The organism is Pseudomonas sp. IT-P294, assembly GCF_949767865.1.
In the GTDB taxonomy this organism is placed as follows: Bacteria; Pseudomonadota; Gammaproteobacteria; order Pseudomonadales; family Pseudomonadaceae; genus Aquipseudomonas.
Map to the genome: position 1 here is coordinate 580737 of NZ_CATKQW010000033.1, position 15192 is coordinate 595928.

Sequence of the window (15192 nt, forward strand, 5' to 3'; positions counted from 1 at the left end):
GCAGCGCAACGCCGCAATATTTTGATTCGTTAGTCAGTTTTTTGTGACTGGATATTTGCCAGGAGCGCATAAGCCTATAAACTTAACCTTTCGGTCAGCTTTGCACTGTCTATTCTGCCCTTTGCATCGTCAGAAAGGGCTTCTGCAAGACTCGAGATTTCCTGTACATAACCAGAAGGGCGGACCCATAACCGCCCAGAGGATGATCCATGTCCAACCGTGATATATCCCGGCGCTCGTTCCTGCAGGGCGGGCTGGTGGCGGGTGTGAGCGTTACGCTCGCGCCGCTCAGCTCCCAGGCGTTGGCAGCCTTGATGGAAAACAGCGTGACCGTGCCGTCCGAGCAATGGCTCGGCAACAACGGCAAGGCGCGCTCGCGTAACGATGCCTTGTCCAAGGTCTGCGGCAGCAAAGTCTTTGCCCGCGACATTCGCGCCAAGGACATGCCGGGCTGGCCCGAGCAGCAAGGCCACGCCATGCTGCTGAAAACCACCAAGGCCGACCGCATTTATGCCGGGTACGACCTGACGTGGCTCGGTGCCGAGTTGCAACCCGACCGCATCGTCACCGCCGCGGACCTGGACAAGGACGGCATTGTCTTCCCGGAAGAGCACGCGCCTGATCCGCTGCTGCCGGAAGGCAAGGTGCCGATGTTCATCGGACATCCCGTGGCGATCCTGATCTGGAACGACTTCGAGCGCTTCCGCCAGGCCAAGGCCAAACTCAAATTCAATGACAAAGCGATTCGTTACGGTGCTCAGGTGCCGTTCTACGAAGGCGATCCCTACGGCAGCTTCCGCTATGTGCGTGTGGGCGGTGCGACCTCGGCGGACGAAGACGAATTCGCCAGCCTCAAGGATTCGATCCTGTTCCCGATGCTGAAAAACCGTCGCCCGGTGTGGAATTCCCAGCCGAACCTGCACGGCAACCTGACCGAGCGCGGCTTGTTCTATGCCGACCGCATGAAACAGCAGATCGACACCCCGCCAGACAACTGGCTGGTGTTCGACGAGCGCTACAAAACCCCGTCGATCGAGCCCGCTGCAATGGAGCCGGACAACGGCAACGGCTGGTACGACCCGGCGACCAAGACCCTGCATTTCGTGGTGGCGACTCAGTGCCCACTGGAAGCCGCGACGGAAACCGCGAAGATGATCGCGCCGTCGCGCTTCGGCCTGGCCAACCTGAACATGCACCCCGGCTACACCGTGGGTTACGGCTCCAAAGACCACAACATTTTCGTCTATTACGCGGCATTGGCGGCGTTGTACGGCGCCGGTGTTCCCGTGCGCCTGGCCAACGATCGCTACGAACAATTCCAGAGCGGTATCAAGCGTCACCCGTTTGACATCCGCTACCAATTGGCCGTGGACAAGACTGATCACAGCTTCAAGATTTTCCGCGCCGAGATGAGCGTCGACGGCGGTGGACGCATCAACTACAGCCCATCGGTGGCGGCGGTTGGCGCCACGGCAGCGCAGTCGATCTACTACATGCCGCAGAACGATCTGCAGGTCACGGCTTATCACTCTCGCGCCGTTGAAGCCGGGTCGATGCGCGGTTATGGCACCCTGCAAAGCATGGCGTCCACCGAGATGATGGTCGATGAAATAGCCGATCGCCTCGGCATCGACGCCATCGATCTGCGCAAGAAAAACGCCATGGTCTCGGGCATGAAAAACACCCAGGGCGCGGTGCCGGCGGGTGCCTTGCGCCTGCACGAGATTCTCGACAAGGCCGCCGTTCACGAAGTCTGGAAAAACCGCGACGCGATCAAGAAACAGCGCGAAGCCCAGGACCCGGACAACTGGTACGGCGTCGGTTTTGCCATTTGCCAGAAAGACTTCGGCACCGGATCCGAAGCACCGATGGCCAGCATCGAGTTCAGCGCTGAAGGCCGCATCCACCTGCGTCACATCGGCATTGAAATCGGCACCGGCATGTCCACGTCGCAAGCAATGGTGGTGGCGGATTTCCTTGGCAGCCCGGCGCACGAAGTGAAGACCGGCGAGACCGAATGGAAAGAGTTGCAGCTGATCACCAGCGGCAACCCGTACATCATGAGCCAGGCCGAACAGGACGGATTCCTGCGCAATCCGCGTTGGGTCGGCAAGTTGGCTTCCGCTTCGTCGGCGACCAACTCCGCGTACTACTTCAGCCATGCCACCCGTGAAGCGGCGCGCGTGTTGTTCAACCACGGTTTGTGGCCGGCGGCGCTGCAGATCTGGGGGCAGGGGCCTTATGGCGGCCAAGCCAACCCGTATGTGGTACGTCGCGAAGACGCGCATTGGGTCGACGGCAAACTCACCGCCAACGGCATGCAGCCGCTGAGCTTTGAACAGTTGGCCAGGCATGCCCATGAAAAAGGCCTGGTGACCGGCGCGACGGTCCACGGTTTCAACCGCTGGAGCTGGGCCGAGGCCGAGTTCAGCATCGACGGCGTGCGCGAGCGTCTGCCGCTGGATGGCCTGGCGGTCAAGTACGGCGACGGCGCACCTAGCGTGAAAAAGTCGCAGATGAGCAGCGCCGGTTTCCATCTGCTCGACCGCCAGAACGTCCATTACCCGGACACCCAGCTGAACAACGCGGCCGTGACTTATTACAGCCCGGTGGCGACGCTGGTGGAATTGAAAGTGAACAAGGGCTCGGCTGAAGTCCAGGTGCTCAACCATCACTCGTGGGTCGAGTGCGGTCGGGTGCTGGTGGAAGAGTTGGTGAAAGGTCAGATCGAAGGCGGCATCGCCATGGGCATCGGCCATGCGTTGCTCGAAGAGATGCCGCTGTACGAAGGCGGGCCGGGGGAGGGTGACTGGAACTTCAACCGTTACCGCTTGCCGATGGCGCGCCACGTCGCGGTCTGGAAGCAGACGGCCGAGATACTGCCGCCACTGTCGCCAAGCGATCCCTCCAAGGGCATTGCCGAAGTGGTCATGATCCCGGTGGTCGGTGCCATCGGTAACGCCGTGGCCCACGCCATCGGCAAACGGGTCCGCGACCTGCCTATCACTTCCGCACGCATCAAGGAGGCCCTCAATGGCTAACCGTCCGCTTCAACTGACCCTCAACGGTCAATCCGTCGGCCCGGTGGACATCCCTGATGACCTGCCGATGATCGATTACCTGCACGAATACAAAAACCTCACCGGCTCCCGCCTGGGCTGCGGCCAAGGCATCTGCCACGCCTGTGTGGTGATCGTCGACAACCCGGACGGCACCAGCGAAGAAGTGCGCACCTGCATCACCGGTGCGCATTATTTCGAAGGCAAAAAAGTGCGCACCATCGAAGGCCATGCAAAGCGCGACGAGCAGGGCAAGGTCACTGAGCTGAATCCGATCCAGCAGCGTTTCGTCGATGAGTTCGCCTTCCAGTGCAGTTACTGCGCGCCGGGTTTCGTCAACGCCGCGACCGTGCTGGTGGAGAAACTGCAGCGTCAGCCCATCGTCAAAAGCCAGCTGGAGCAAGTCATCGAGGACAGCCTCGGTCACCACATCTGCCGTTGCACCGGCTACGTGCGTTACTACAGCGCGACGCGCAACGTGTTGACCGATCTCGGCCTGGTCAAGGAGGGTTAAGCATGAAGCCTCTACTTTCCCGCCTGGCGTTGGCGGTTGGCCTGATGGCCCCAGTGTTGCTGGCGCACGCGGATGATCAGGTGAAACGCGGCGAATACCTCGCCCGCGCCGCCGACTGCATGGCTTGCCACACTGCACCGGGTGGCGCGCCGTATGCGGGCGGTCTGCCGATTGTTTCGCCGTTCGGGACGATCTATGGCACCAACATCACCCCGAGCAAAGAGCATGGCATCGGCCTCTACAGCGATGACGAATTCTTCGCCGCACTCACCGAAGGCAAGCGGCGTGATGGCGCGAACCTGTACCCGGCGATGCCCTACACCTCGTATCACCTGATGCCGCGAGAAGACTCCGACGCGATTCACGCGTACCTGAAAACTGTCGAGCCGATTGAACGCGCAGCACCGGTCACGAGCCTGAGCTTTCCGTTCAACGTACGTCTGGGCCTGACGGGCTGGAACATGCTCTATGGCAAGGACGTGAAACTGGCGTCCACCGAAGGCAATAGCGAAGTCTTCAAACGTGGCCAGTACCTGGTCGACGTGCTCGGTCACTGCGGCGAATGCCACACACCGCGCGGCTTGCCGGGCGCGATGCAGCAGGACAAACGCATGACCGGCGGCCTGCTCAACGGTTACCTGGCGCCGAGTCTCTTGGCCAATGACCTGGCCGCTCGCGGCTGGAATCATCAGGACCTGAGTTCGTTCCTCAAGCACGGCATGAGCGCCCAAGGCACGATGTTCAACGAGATGTTCCCGGTGTTCCACAACAGCACCCAAGGCCTCAACGACCCGGACCTGGCGGCGATGGCGACGTTCCTGTTGGGCGATCAGCCGCCGACGGCGAAAGCACTGACTGACGTACCGCTGGACAAGCTGAGCGCCAGCGCCCAACGCGGTCGTCAGGAATACTTGAACGTCTGCGCCGGTTGCCACGCATCGGACGGCGAGGGCAAGCCGCACATCGCGGTGGCCATGCGCGGCAACACCACGTTGCGCCTGGAAGATCCGCGCAACCTGGTGCGGGTCATCGACGACGGGATCGGTGAGCAGAAGTTTGCCGGGTTCGAGCGCATGCAACCGATGCCGGGGTTTGCCGACAAACTCAGCCACGAGCAACTTACTGACCTGCTGAACTACCTGCGTCAGGGGTTGGGTGGTCAGTCGGCTGATCTGGCGGTGAACGACGTGCAGAAGCTGCGGGCCGATGCACCGCCGCTCGAGCACAAGGCGCACTGACATGCAGCATCTCGATCTGCAGGTGGTACGACGGGCGCTGGAATGGTCGATGGCCGGCCAGCGCATCTGGCTGTGCACGGTGCTCGCCACTTACGGCTCTGCGCCGCGCGCGCCGGGCTCGATGCTGGCGGTGAATACGGAGGGCCTGTGGATCGGCTCGCTGTCCGGCGGCTGCGTCGAGGAAGACTTCCTCGAGCGCGTCGCCGAGGGAGCGTTTGATGAAGCCGTCAGCGTGGTCCGTTACGGCGAAGGTGACGACCCGCGTTCTCGCGTGAGTCTGCCCTGCGGCGGTGTCCTCGATGTGCTGGTGGAGAGGCTTGAGCCTGATTGCGAGGTGCAGGCGCATCTACGACAACTGGAGTCGGCGCTGTTGGGCCAGCGCCGGCTGATCCGTGAAGTCGATCTGGCCAGCGGCGCGCGCAGTCTGTTGGATGATCGCGAGCAGGGCGTGCGCATCGAACGCGAGATCGATCGGGTTCGTGTGCGGATTGGCGCGGCGCAACGGTTGCTGTTGGCGGGGTATTCCAGCGTCGCTCAGGCATGTGCGGAGTTTGCGGTAGGCCTGGGTTTCGAGGTGATTCTCTGTGATCCGCGCGATGAAGTGCTGGAAGGTGTGGTGCTGGAAAACGTCGAGATACGTCGTCAGTTGCCATCAGTGTTCATTGCTGATGGCGGCTGCCATAGCGACACGGCGGTGGTGGCGTTGACGCACGATCCACGCATCGACGATTTGGCGATGATGGAAGCCGTGCGCACCGAGGCGTTTTACATCGGCGTGATGGGCTCGATGCAAACTTCGCAAAAGCGCTTCGAGCGGCTGCGCAGGATTGGTGGTTTGGGAGAGGCCGATCTGGCGAGGATTCATGCGCCTATCGGGTTGAACCTTGGCAGCAAGACTCCGGCTGAAATTGCCTTGGCCGTACTCGCCGACATCCTGCGAATCCGTAGCGGTATCGCGCGGGATCGACTCTAACGCCATCCCCCCCTATGGGAGCGAGCAAGCCCGCTCCCATAGGGTTTTTGGTGTCTGTCAGTACCCGAACTTGTCCCGCAGCCCGTAATACCACGCGCCCAGTGCGGCAAACGGTGTGCGCAGCAATTGCCCGCCCGGAAACGGGTAGTGCGGCAGATCCGCAAACGCATCAAAACGCTCAGCCTGACCGCGCAATGCCTCGGCCAGCACCTTGCCCGCCAGGTGCGTGTACGTCACGCCATGGCCGCTGCAGCCCTGGGAATAGTAGATGTTGTCACCCAAGCGCCCGACCTGAGGAAGACGCGACAGGGTCAGCAGGAAATTTCCGGTCCAGGCGTAATCAATCTTCACATCCTTGAGCTGCGGAAAAGCCTTGAGCATCTTTGGTCGAATGATTGCTTCGATGTTCGCCGGGTCTCGCGCGCCGTAGACGACACCGCCGCCGAAGACCAGACGCTTGTCGCCGGTCAGGCGGTAATAATCGAGCAGGTAATTGCAGTCTTCGACGCAGTAATCCTGGGGCAGCAGGCTCTTGGCCAGTGCATCACTCAGCGGCTCGGTGGTGATCACCTGCGTTCCGCACGGCATCGACTTGGCCGCCAATTCGGGCACCAGATTCCCCAGGTAAGCGTTACCGGCCACGATAATGAACTTGGCCCTGACCTTGCCCTCGGGCGTATGCACCACCGGGTTCGCGCCGCGCTCGATGCGAACCGCCGGCGACTGCTCATAAATAGTGCCGCCCAGCGACTCGACCGCCGCCGCTTCGCCCAGGGCCAGGTTCAGCGGATGAATGTGCCCGCCGCTCATGTCGAGCATGCCGCCGACGTATTGATCGCAGGCCACCACTTCACGAATACGCTTTTGGTCCAGCAACTCAAGCTGCGTATGACCAAAACGTTCCCATAGGCGTTTCTGCGATTCCAGATGGCCCATCTGCTTGGCCGTGATGGCGGCAAACACACCGCCGTCCTTCAGGTCGCACTGGATATTATATTTGGCGACCCGCTCACGAATGATCCGCCCGCCCTCGAACGCCATCTGCCCCAGCAACTGAGCCTGCCTGGGCCCGACACTGCGTTCGATCACATCAATGTCACGGCTGTAGCTGTTAACGATCTGCCCACCGTTGCGACCCGAGGCGCCAAAACCCACCTTGGCGGCTTCCAGCACGGTCACTTTAAAACCGTTCTCCAGCAGAAACAGTGCAGAGGACAGGCCGGTGTAGCCGGCACCGATCACACAGACATCAGTCTCTACATCACCCTGCAAGGCCGGACGCGGCGGAGCCGCATTGGCCGATGCGGCGTAATAGGACTCTGGGTAGGGGGTGTTCGCCATCCTGGTGCCTCTGTTTAATATATTTTACGAGTGCATCGATCCTACCCGAGTTAAAAATCGACCGCCAGCCACCGGAAAATCTTCTTTGTCGCCGCGAAATTAAATATTTTGCATATTCATAGGGTTAGCTCGAAAAAAGGTGTTGACACCCCTCCGGAATTCCGTAGAATGCCGCCTCACAGCAGGCACGTAGCTCAGTTGGTTAGAGCACCACCTTGACATGGTGGGGGTCGTTGGTTCGAGTCCAATCGCGCCTACCAAACAAAATCCGCTCTGCTGGGCGGTCTAGAAGGGCTCACCGAAAGGTGGGCCCTTTTTTGTTGTCTGGTGTTTGGGCAATCTTTGGGAATATTTTGGGCAAACGACCACCGCGCTACACCTTCAGGTCGGCTTTGACCTTCATGTAAACCACCGCGTCATCGCCGTGCCCCGCCTGGTAGTGCTCGGTCATCTTCACATCTGCGTGGCCCATCAAGCCTTGGATGTATTCCTGCTCGAACCCCTGCTGCTCGTACAGCCAGGCGCCGAGTGCGCGGATCTCGTGGAACGTGGGGCGCTCGCCGGCCGGCACCTCTTCGTAGGCCTTCGAATCGTCCCGCGCTTGGGCGAATGACTTGGTCAGGTAGTCCGCCGTCACCGCGTTCCAGTGCAGTTTGGCATCGAGCTGGGTACGCTTGCGCGCCTTTGGCGAGTAGTGGATCAGGTACGGGCAGACGACCGGCGATCTCATGCACTCCAAGACCACCTCCCGCAGCGCATGGCCCATGACAATCTCCAAGTGCACGGGCTTCCCATAGTTCTGCGTCTTCCCGGGCGACACCTTGATGGTGTTCTGCTCGAGGTCCACGGCCGATTTTGGCCACATTACGATATCTTCCCGCCGCTGAAGACTCAGCAACCCCAGTCGGATGGCTCGCTTCAGCCAGATCGGCGTCCCGACGTATTCCAAAATCTTGTTCAGCCCCTCGACGGTGTGCCGCTGGCGCTTCTTCTCTGCTTCCTTCTTGACCAGGGTGAGCTCGGCGGAGTTTCGATCGCACAGGCCCTTGGCCACGGCGAACGCGAACACCTGCACCAGAAGCCCGCGGTGCTTCGTGTAGGCGTTGTTCTCGAAACCATCGAGGTACTCAGCCACCGTCAGCACATCCAGCTGTCCCATCATCAAGTCGTCCAAGTCCTCGCGGTACCGGGCCAACTTGAATTTGATTTCCTTCAAGGTGCTCGCGGCGTAGGTCTTGGTGGTCAGCCATTCCTTCTCGAAACGCTCCAGGCAGCCGCTGAACTTTGGCGCAGCGTCACCGGTGAGCATGGCCAGCAATGCCCCGTTGTCAGCCAGCAGTGGCAGCAGCTTGGCGTTGGCGGCCTTGGCCAGCTTGATGGCCTCCGCCATCGGCTTGTTGATGCTGGTCTTCTTGCCGGTGATCGGGTTTTTGTACTGCCAGTATTTCCCGTTCGGGTACAGGTTCGCTGGCAGGTCCCGGTTCTTCACTGTCCTGGCGCGCGGGGGAGCCATCAGCCAACCTCCATCATCTTGGCGAGCAGCGGATCATTCGATCCAATCACAGCCGCCTGCAGGTCCACGAAGTACATCCCGCCCTTTACCTCTCCAATCACTTCGCCTTCCTCAATCCATTTTTTCAACTGTTGCAGACTCGGTTTGCCGCCGGCGTAACGCAGCTTCCTGTACTCGCCGGCCTCCATGAGGCGCGGCAGCCTGGCCGTAATGTGGGCAATGACTTTTGCCATGATGATGCTCCGCGCCGCGTGGCGGCAGAAGGTGGGAGAGTTAGTTGGTCGGATTCGCCGTGAAGTCTTGGCCGAGCTTCCAAGCGATGTAGCAACGGGTCAGCGCTGCTGGTGCCAAGCCCGAAAAGCCCACATGCCCAAAGCCTTTGGCTTCGAACTGCGCGCCATGCGCAAATAGGGTCAGGATGCCGGCCCCTGCCATCTCGTGAATGAGGATGGCCGCGTCACCCAGGTGCGAGTCGGGGCGAAACGGAAATGGATCGCCGCCTGGGCCGGTATCCCTGTACAAGCAAGGCCCCGAGGCGTAGAGCTTGATTTGCTTTCTTTCTTCAATACCCTGGGCGCGGGCAGCCCAGAGAGCCAGGTCGGCGCCTTGTAAGTCTTGGATGGATGATTTCTCAGGCATAACGAATCCTCGCCCGCCGTACACCGGCAGGCTGCTAAGTTGGGGGAGGGGTTAGGACTTGTTCGTCTGCTGGCGTTTGCGCGCAGCGGTAACCAAGGCTTTCGAGGTGCTTGCCACGCCGCCGGCAACGTCCTCTGGAAGAATCGCAGCATTGCAGTGCGGGCAGAGCGGCGCCATCTTCGTGCTGCGCCATGCCTCATCCATGACCTTCGCGGCTCTGCTGCGGATCTGGAATGATTCAGCTTCTGCTAGCTCGCGCCGCCGAGTATTCAACTTGCTCATGCCGGCGCTGAAAACCTCGACTATTCCAACGAAGGCGTCAAAAGCCTCTACCTCGGCTTCGCAGTCTTGGCACCAGACTCGCCGCTCGCCTTGGTCATAAACTAATTGTTTGTGTCGGCAGGAGGAAGCCGGGCGCCTCGTTAATCCTCTGGCTACGCGTAGGTCTTCGATCTGGACGACCTTCACGCCGTAGATGTAATCCTGCGGCTCAATAGGGGCATCACTCATCACTGCGGCCCCTTGTAGCAGTACACGTAGGCGAACCAGGCGAGGGCGATCATGGCGTCACCTCTCGGCGAGCACACCAGCAGACAGGGCCGTCGTCGGTGTCGTGAATCGCCAGGCAGAACCAATCCTCGCCTTCGGGGCGGTCAGGCTCCCAATAGCTGAAGTCGGGATCGCCGGCGTCGAAGTAGCGATCTGCAACGGCTTCGTCGGCGTACTCAAGGCTCACCATCGCCACCTTCAAACCCTGTTCTGCCATCCAGGCTTTGCACTTGTCACCGTCGCCCTCGTCGAAGTCAGGCATATCGGGATGCTGGAACGAACCCATTTCGTCACGCACAACTGGTGCTGGTTGGATCAATTTGATTTCTTCAGGCATGACTGTTCCTTTGCCGCTATAGCGGCTGACTTTGAAGGGGGAAGGGCTTTTCTTTTGTGGGGATTATGCGAAGCTCTGGCTCGCTGCCAGCATCAGGTAAAACCGTTTACAAGAATTGAATTACAAAACTTCTTGAGTTTCCAATCTAAGGGATGAGGGTGTCTTTATGATCAAAACCGTATCGAAGGCTTTAGCTGTTGGTGCGTTGTGCCTTGGTATTGGTGCTTGTTCTACTATTGACGGGCTTCAACCCACTGATAGTGGGGTGACCGTTGAAGTACGAAATAAATCTTACAACGAGGTGTGGAAGTCCTCGGTGAGTGCTATGAGTTCAGGCTTGGCGATTGTTGAAATTAACAAAAGCGCTGGGGTCATTAAGTCTGAAGCACCTGCCGGAATGGCCACTTGGGGAGAGGTCATTGGTTTGTTTGTCAGTCCTGTCTCGCCATCCGCAGATAGCTACTCGATTCGAATTGTCAGCAAGAAGCGTTCGACGTATCAAATTACCGGTCAGGATTGGGCGCCGTCTATCGCTGCTCGCATCCGGGCGGACTTAGACGCAGAGTAATTACTCATCCTGCAATCTCCATCGATACCAGATTGTGGGCATTCACAACCGTCATGCCGAGGCGTTCAGCGATTAGCACTTCGAGGCGGGCGCCCTTTGAATGCTCCCAGCCCGGGAGCGTGGCCACGGTATCGCAGTCCATCAGCGCTGCGATGTCGCGGCGCATGCAGTCGTTCCAGGAGCCGCCGTCAGGGTTGAGCTCGGCGGGGCTGGTGACGGTGTGGCCGTCGGCGCGGAGGTTGGCAGTCATTGCGGCGAAGGCGGGGAAGTTGAGTTCTGGCAGGCCGGTCATAGGGCCGCTGAGGTAGATGCGTGACTTATACATGGCACTTTTTAATCCAATAGCTACATTTATTTTTCTCAAACACGATCTTTGAGGTTAGGATGAGTATTAAAGATAGAGTTGAAGATTCAAAAGTTCTGTTGGAAGGCGGCCGCTACGTAGGTGCGTTCGCCAATTTAATGATCGCGATTTCTGCATCTTCTAGGAAGGCATTTCCCAAAGGCGTAACTAAATCACTAATTTCAAATGATTATATGCGAGATAATGAGGCCTTTACGTATTTTCTAGGGGGTAGATTACATAAATTGCTATTTAATTCCGCAGCTCCCAGCGAATATGGCTCTTCCGGCCTTTGTATCGAGTTCGATGGACAACAACAGCAGATAGAGCAAATAATTTATACTTACTTTCGATGCGCTCTTCTTCATGAGGGGCGCCTACCCGATAATGTGGATTTTGTCGATCATAACTCTGAGTTGGGCGGTCCGCCCTCCGCGTCTATTAGTCTCGGCGGACGTCTAACTCTAGATGCAGGATGGATTGATTTAGCATTCCAAGCAGTAGTGCATGCGCAAGTTAATGGGCCTGAGTTTGGCATTGAGCATCGATTTCTGAGATCTAGGAATAATGTGGATGATGGTGCCTTTGGTAATCAATTGATACTTATGTACGATTTAACGCTAGGCCGAATTAATATTCTAAAGAATGTAGTTGTGAGATTGGCTGGCACTAATCTTGAGAATACTTCGTTCGAGGATATGGCATTGTATTTTAGGGGGCTTGTCGAGCAGGGCAATATCTCTTTGGGCAGCCTAAACGGATTAATGGGTAGAGATTTAGTTGATGCTAAGTTCCAACTTACCCCAAAAGGCGGACAGGTCATCAGGGATATTGCCATGGAGTACGAAGTGGTTGTTATTTGACAAAATTATGCAGATTTTTTTAACGCTTCTATGATTCGCCGACCTGCTAGTGGCGGTACCGCGTTTCCAGTCATGTGCATGGTTAACCGGTGGTTGTCCGGGCGGAGGGTGTCGGCAGGGAAGGACTGTGCTGCCATCGCTTCATCCGCGGTGATCATGCGCATCTTGTCACCGTCAACTACTGCCCAGCGGTCTAGGGTGGTGATGGTGCCTATTGGGCGATCAAGGCTGCGGCCTGTAAGCCCAGAGCCGGAACCGTAGTAGGGCATCACGAACCGCTCGCCGAATCGCTCGCGTCCATTTTTCACGCGGGTCAGCGTCGACGCGGCGCGGCCTGGCTTATTGATCGGCGACCACTCGCCGGCATTGAAGTCGATGATCTGGCTCGCGGGAACGTGCCGGTATCGCGGTAACTGCAAGTGAAGTGGCGCCTTGCTGCGCGAGCAGACCATGAACAACCGCACGCGGTACTGCGGCACGCCGAGGTCGGCGCAGTCAACGATGTGTGGTGCCAGCGTGTAGCCCAGACGTTGCATCGCATCTGCCCATGCTGGGTACAAAATCCAGTCCATGAACTCCGGTACGTTTTCGATCACCGCGAAGTCGGGCCGATTCACCTCTGCATTCGCCACCGGCGCCCAGGCTGTCGATCGTGAGTTGTCATGCTGTGGATTTCCGGATGCCTTGCCGCGGGCTTTGGTATGTCCTTGGCAGCAGGGCGAGGCCAGCATGACGTCATGCTTGGGCACCTTCGACCAGTCAGCCTGGTGCAAGTCTTGGCAGACGTGCTGCGTATCTGGATTGTTCTTTGTGTGCCACTCAACAGCGGCTGGCCAGTGGTTGGCGGCCCAGAGCACTTTGAGTCCGGCATCGACACCACCGCGGGTGCATCCGCCAAAACCGGAAAACAAATCAATTGCTGTGAACATAGGGGATCCTCGCCGGCTGGCGTGATTCGTTGAAGTGGGGTATTTGTGTTGAGCCCGGCAATTAGCCGGATCAAGGAGAGAAAGATGGGTACTACAGCACAAGAGTCCCGAAACGGCGTTGAAGTTATCGTCTCTAACGAAAACCTCGTCAGCGGGTGGGACATTGTTAACCTGAAGGTCGACGGATACGCTCCTAAGCCAACAAAAGCTGGGGAGTTTGCTACACAGTCTGAAGCGAAAGAGGCTGGGTTCCTCAGGGGGGAAGCGATTCGCAAAGAACGCGAGGAATGACCCCGATTGATTAGGCGACCTGTGGGTTATCTGCAGTCAGGCGCCGCCCTCCGTGACCGGTGGTGGCAATTTGCGATTAATTAGTGTTTGATTCGGCAGCCAACAATCAAAGGAAGGATCAAATGCGAATTGGTTTAGTCGTATACGCTGGCCTACTGGCCATTTTTAGTGACGCTGCATTAGCGGCAAGCCACTTTTTGCCGAAGGGTTCGGTGATTTGTGATTCGGCGTCTCTGATGGAGGAACAAATGGATCTCGTAGCGAAGAAGGACTACCGCCAGATTAGAGGCTGCGGGCTTTCCAAAGACGGGATGGTTGTAGAGCTGGTCAGCACTTCGCTGTTAGGGCCTACAGAAGTCTATGTACCATCCGCCCGAGTGCACATCTTTGTTCAGCGAGAGGCCCTCAACTAGCGTCCTCATCAGGTAGCGACTTCAATTTTTCTCGCCTGTAGGCGAGCTCCAATTTTTGCGAGACGTTTTCGCTAATTGTGATTTTGTGTCGCGATATGTTGGCGAATCGGGCGGACTCACTGGCCGTTGCGCCGGCAATGTTGATCAGGAAAGTCGACACCGTCTCCTGCCATTCCTCGAAGTCGTGGCGTCCTATGCCGGGTCATGCCCGGGCGGCTACAGTGACGGTAGGATTTCGGAGGATTACGTGATGCTGAAAGGTGCAGGCGATGCGGAGCGGATCGCTGAGTTTTATGAGTACATCCAGGACGGCGGTGTCCGGGAAGCCTTTGCGTTGCTGATTGGCACCTTCACCTGCATGAGCAGTGTCAGTTGCTGGGCAGCCAAGCAAGGGGTGGTGCGCTCTGTTGCTGTCAGCCAGGGTGATGCGTGGTGCTTTTCGATCATACCGTCACGCAAGAAGCTGCTCTTCCATTGGCGGCCGCCAGTTGTTGACCGGTATCGACCTCAGATAGAGGCAATAGAGGCCCTTTTCCCAAAAAACTTTACCGACAAGTCACACAAAGACGCTGAGCACTGGGCAATCAGTATTGAATCGATTGAAGAGGCTTTGCGACTGCTGCTCATCCTCGACCTCAATGATCCTAGCCGGCTGACGTGATTCGTTGAAATGGGATATGAGATATGTAGCTAGCTATGACTCTTTGCCTCTTGTGGAGGGGCTGTCCATTTTGTTGTGGTCGAGCTATAAATGATGGTCGAAAAGGCGCAATGACTTAATAGTAGGTTCGCGGCCAAGCAAAGATTGTAATTTCAAGGAGAGCTTATGCGGCTAGCGGTAAAGCGGAGTGATAAAATTGAAGGGTACTCTCATGTTCCAATTACCGTTTTAGTGGAAATATTTGATAAGAGAAGGAATCTCGATGACTCCTTTGAAAAACAAATATTGAACAATGAAACTGCAGTTTTTGATTTTGAGTCGCACGAGTTTGATGTAACTTGTCATGTTGATTTCTGGACTTTGCGAGATTGGATCGGCCTTACTAGCGATGGTGTGCTAAATCTACCTTGTGGGCTGAAGAATCCGGATATTGAATACCTCGGTAACTATGAATCTCAGTCAAAAATAGAAGAGAAACAAAAAATAAAAGAAAGCGCTGACCTTCAGCGAGTCATCACTGAGAGACTGCATCCGTCTCAAGTTATTGATAGAAAGAAGCAAACGACTGGGCTGGCGATCATGATGGTCGGCATGCTAGTTGGTATGGCAGGCATTTTTATTCTGTCTGAGCACACCCTGAGAAATTATTTTCCATTGGGTTGGCTGTTTGCCGCAGTTGGCGCGGTCGGACTTTTTTGGGCTGCTTTTACAATCGGAGACTCTGGTGCTAATGATTCTAGGTGTAGGAATTGTAACTCCAACAAGATAAGGCTCTTAAAGGAAGATGAGGAGTATAAGGGGACATATAGCAAGCAGGAAAATGTACTTAATAAAAATACTGGCTATACGGAGTTTGCTCGAGTTACAAAAACCGATTTTTTGGTGACGGAGTATCACAGGTGCGATCTATGTAGTCATACATGGACGAACAGATATACTCGCTCAACCACAAGCAATTAAG

The 15192-nt window shown here is 57.2% G+C and carries 17 protein-coding genes and 1 tRNA gene; 10 read left to right on the plus strand and 8 right to left on the minus strand.

Annotated features, from left to right (window positions below; translation table 11 throughout):
* The first annotated feature begins 209 nt into the window (after positions 1-209).
* Genes ACM6I0_RS21690 through ACM6I0_RS21705 form a run of 4 tightly spaced genes read left to right on the plus strand, consistent with a single transcriptional unit; the run spans position 210 to position 5784 of the window.
* Entirely contained in the window at positions 210-3041 is a 2832-nt protein-coding gene (locus tag ACM6I0_RS21690; protein ID WP_285435629.1) for a xanthine dehydrogenase family protein molybdopterin-binding subunit, read from the plus strand.
* Complete coding sequence (locus tag ACM6I0_RS21695; protein ID WP_222585568.1) at positions 3034-3573, plus strand: (2Fe-2S)-binding protein; 540 nt, start codon at positions 3034-3036, stop codon at positions 3571-3573. Before ACM6I0_RS21690 ends, ACM6I0_RS21695 begins: the two co-directional genes overlap by 8 nt.
* Positions 3574-3575: 2 nt before the next feature.
* Positions 3576-4811, plus strand: coding sequence for a c-type cytochrome (locus tag ACM6I0_RS21700; protein WP_414923206.1), 1236 nt, complete (start codon positions 3576-3578; stop codon positions 4809-4811).
* 1 nt (position 4812) lies between these two features.
* Positions 4813-5784 (plus strand): XdhC family protein, encoded by a 972-nt coding sequence (locus ACM6I0_RS21705; RefSeq protein ID WP_414923207.1) that lies wholly within the window; start codon positions 4813-4815, stop codon positions 5782-5784.
* A 57-nt stretch (positions 5785-5841) separates the two neighbouring features.
* On the opposite strand, the gene ACM6I0_RS21710 is transcribed toward ACM6I0_RS21705, so the two are convergent.
* Positions 5842-7125, minus strand: coding sequence for an NAD(P)/FAD-dependent oxidoreductase (locus ACM6I0_RS21710; protein ID WP_414923208.1), 1284 nt, complete (start codon positions 7123-7125; stop codon positions 5842-5844).
* Between the two features lie 183 nt (positions 7126-7308).
* Between ACM6I0_RS21710 and ACM6I0_RS21715 the strand changes: the two genes are divergently transcribed.
* Positions 7309-7385: transfer RNA gene (locus ACM6I0_RS21715), tRNA-Val, on the plus strand.
* 113 nt (positions 7386-7498) lie between these two features.
* Here the strand turns inward: ACM6I0_RS21715 and ACM6I0_RS21720 are convergent.
* The 5 genes from ACM6I0_RS21720 to ACM6I0_RS21740 are packed head-to-tail and all read right to left on the minus strand — an operon-like array spanning position 7499 to position 10163.
* Entirely contained in the window at positions 7499-8638 is a 1140-nt protein-coding gene (locus tag ACM6I0_RS21720; RefSeq protein WP_414923209.1) for a tyrosine-type recombinase/integrase, read from the minus strand.
* Positions 8638-8871, minus strand: coding sequence for a hypothetical protein (locus ACM6I0_RS21725; RefSeq protein ID WP_122838227.1), 234 nt, complete (start codon positions 8869-8871; stop codon positions 8638-8640). The genes ACM6I0_RS21720 and ACM6I0_RS21725 overlap by 1 nt, the downstream gene beginning before the upstream one ends.
* Before the next feature lie 40 nt (positions 8872-8911).
* Positions 8912-9277 carry a hypothetical protein gene (locus tag ACM6I0_RS21730; protein ID WP_414923210.1) on the minus strand — a complete coding sequence of 122 codons (366 nt, stop codon included), beginning with the start codon at positions 9275-9277 and terminating at the stop codon, positions 8912-8914.
* A 51-nt stretch (positions 9278-9328) separates the two neighbouring features.
* A complete protein-coding gene (locus ACM6I0_RS21735; protein WP_414923211.1) occupies positions 9329-9787 on the minus strand; it encodes a hypothetical protein in 459 nt (152 codons plus the stop codon).
* A 49-nt stretch (positions 9788-9836) separates the two neighbouring features.
* Complete coding sequence (locus tag ACM6I0_RS21740; protein WP_414923212.1) at positions 9837-10163, minus strand: hypothetical protein; 327 nt, start codon at positions 10161-10163, stop codon at positions 9837-9839.
* A 166-nt stretch (positions 10164-10329) separates the two neighbouring features.
* On the opposite strand from ACM6I0_RS21740, the gene ACM6I0_RS21745 reads away from it, so the two are divergent.
* Positions 10330-10731, plus strand: coding sequence for a hypothetical protein (locus tag ACM6I0_RS21745; RefSeq protein WP_414923213.1), 402 nt, complete (start codon positions 10330-10332; stop codon positions 10729-10731).
* A 4-nt stretch (positions 10732-10735) separates the two neighbouring features.
* On the opposite strand, the gene ACM6I0_RS21750 is transcribed toward ACM6I0_RS21745, so the two are convergent.
* The gene (locus tag ACM6I0_RS21750) at positions 10736-11056 is read right to left on the minus strand and encodes a DUF4406 domain-containing protein (protein WP_414923214.1); all 321 of its coding nucleotides are present in this window, start codon (positions 11054-11056) and stop codon (positions 10736-10738) included.
* Between the two features lie 59 nt (positions 11057-11115).
* On the opposite strand from ACM6I0_RS21750, the gene ACM6I0_RS21755 reads away from it, so the two are divergent.
* Positions 11116-11937 (plus strand): hypothetical protein, encoded by an 822-nt coding sequence (locus tag ACM6I0_RS21755; RefSeq protein ID WP_414923215.1) that lies wholly within the window; start codon positions 11116-11118, stop codon positions 11935-11937.
* Positions 11938-11942: 5 nt separating this feature from the next.
* Here ACM6I0_RS21755 and ACM6I0_RS21760 read toward each other — a convergent pair whose 3' ends face one another.
* Entirely contained in the window at positions 11943-12866 is a 924-nt protein-coding gene (locus tag ACM6I0_RS21760; protein WP_414923216.1) for a DNA cytosine methyltransferase, read from the minus strand.
* An 84-nt stretch (positions 12867-12950) separates the two neighbouring features.
* Here ACM6I0_RS21760 and ACM6I0_RS21765 point away from each other — a divergent pair, with 84 nt between their 5' ends.
* The 3 genes from ACM6I0_RS21765 (at position 12951) to ACM6I0_RS21775 (ending at position 15191) form a co-directional block, all read left to right on the plus strand.
* Positions 12951-13157 (plus strand): hypothetical protein, encoded by a 207-nt coding sequence (locus tag ACM6I0_RS21765; RefSeq protein WP_414923217.1) that lies wholly within the window; start codon positions 12951-12953, stop codon positions 13155-13157.
* A 663-nt stretch (positions 13158-13820) separates the two neighbouring features.
* Positions 13821-14231 carry a hypothetical protein gene (locus ACM6I0_RS21770; RefSeq protein ID WP_414923218.1) on the plus strand — a complete coding sequence of 137 codons (411 nt, stop codon included), beginning with the start codon at positions 13821-13823 and terminating at the stop codon, positions 14229-14231.
* Between the two features lie 165 nt (positions 14232-14396).
* Positions 14397-15191 carry a hypothetical protein gene (locus ACM6I0_RS21775; RefSeq protein ID WP_414923219.1) on the plus strand — a complete coding sequence of 265 codons (795 nt, stop codon included), beginning with the start codon at positions 14397-14399 and terminating at the stop codon, positions 15189-15191.
* Position 15192: the final 1 nt, after the last annotated feature.

Bases quoted from the DNA above. Each gene is read 5' to 3' on its own strand.
- ACM6I0_RS21690 (WP_285435629.1), top strand. From the start codon at position 210: ATGTCCAACCGTGATATATCCCGGCGCTCGTTCCTGCAGGGCGGGCTG.
- ACM6I0_RS21695 (WP_222585568.1), top strand. From the start codon at position 3,034: ATGGCTAACCGTCCGCTTCAACTGACCCTCAACGGTCAATCCGTCGGC.
- ACM6I0_RS21700 (WP_414923206.1), top strand. From the start codon at position 3,576: ATGAAGCCTCTACTTTCCCGCCTGGCGTTGGCGGTTGGCCTGATGGCC.
- ACM6I0_RS21705 (WP_414923207.1), top strand. From the start codon at position 4,813: ATGCAGCATCTCGATCTGCAGGTGGTACGACGGGCGCTGGAATGGTCG.
- ACM6I0_RS21710 (WP_414923208.1), bottom strand. From the start codon at position 7,125: ATGGCGAACACCCCCTACCCAGAGTCCTATTACGCCGCATCGGCCAAT.
- ACM6I0_RS21720 (WP_414923209.1), bottom strand. From the start codon at position 8,638: ATGGCTCCCCCGCGCGCCAGGACAGTGAAGAACCGGGACCTGCCAGCG.
- ACM6I0_RS21725 (WP_122838227.1), bottom strand. From the start codon at position 8,871: ATGGCAAAAGTCATTGCCCACATTACGGCCAGGCTGCCGCGCCTCATG.
- ACM6I0_RS21730 (WP_414923210.1), bottom strand. From the start codon at position 9,277: ATGCCTGAGAAATCATCCATCCAAGACTTACAAGGCGCCGACCTGGCT.
- ACM6I0_RS21735 (WP_414923211.1), bottom strand. From the start codon at position 9,787: ATGAGTGATGCCCCTATTGAGCCGCAGGATTACATCTACGGCGTGAAG.
- ACM6I0_RS21740 (WP_414923212.1), bottom strand. From the start codon at position 10,163: ATGCCTGAAGAAATCAAATTGATCCAACCAGCACCAGTTGTGCGTGAC.
- ACM6I0_RS21745 (WP_414923213.1), top strand. From the start codon at position 10,330: ATGATCAAAACCGTATCGAAGGCTTTAGCTGTTGGTGCGTTGTGCCTT.
- ACM6I0_RS21750 (WP_414923214.1), bottom strand. From the start codon at position 11,056: ATGTATAAGTCACGCATCTACCTCAGCGGCCCTATGACCGGCCTGCCA.
- ACM6I0_RS21755 (WP_414923215.1), top strand. From the start codon at position 11,116: ATGAGTATTAAAGATAGAGTTGAAGATTCAAAAGTTCTGTTGGAAGGC.
- ACM6I0_RS21760 (WP_414923216.1), bottom strand. From the start codon at position 12,866: ATGTTCACAGCAATTGATTTGTTTTCCGGTTTTGGCGGATGCACCCGC.
- ACM6I0_RS21765 (WP_414923217.1), top strand. From the start codon at position 12,951: ATGGGTACTACAGCACAAGAGTCCCGAAACGGCGTTGAAGTTATCGTC.
- ACM6I0_RS21770 (WP_414923218.1), top strand. From the start codon at position 13,821: ATGCTGAAAGGTGCAGGCGATGCGGAGCGGATCGCTGAGTTTTATGAG.
- ACM6I0_RS21775 (WP_414923219.1), top strand. From the start codon at position 14,397: ATGCGGCTAGCGGTAAAGCGGAGTGATAAAATTGAAGGGTACTCTCAT.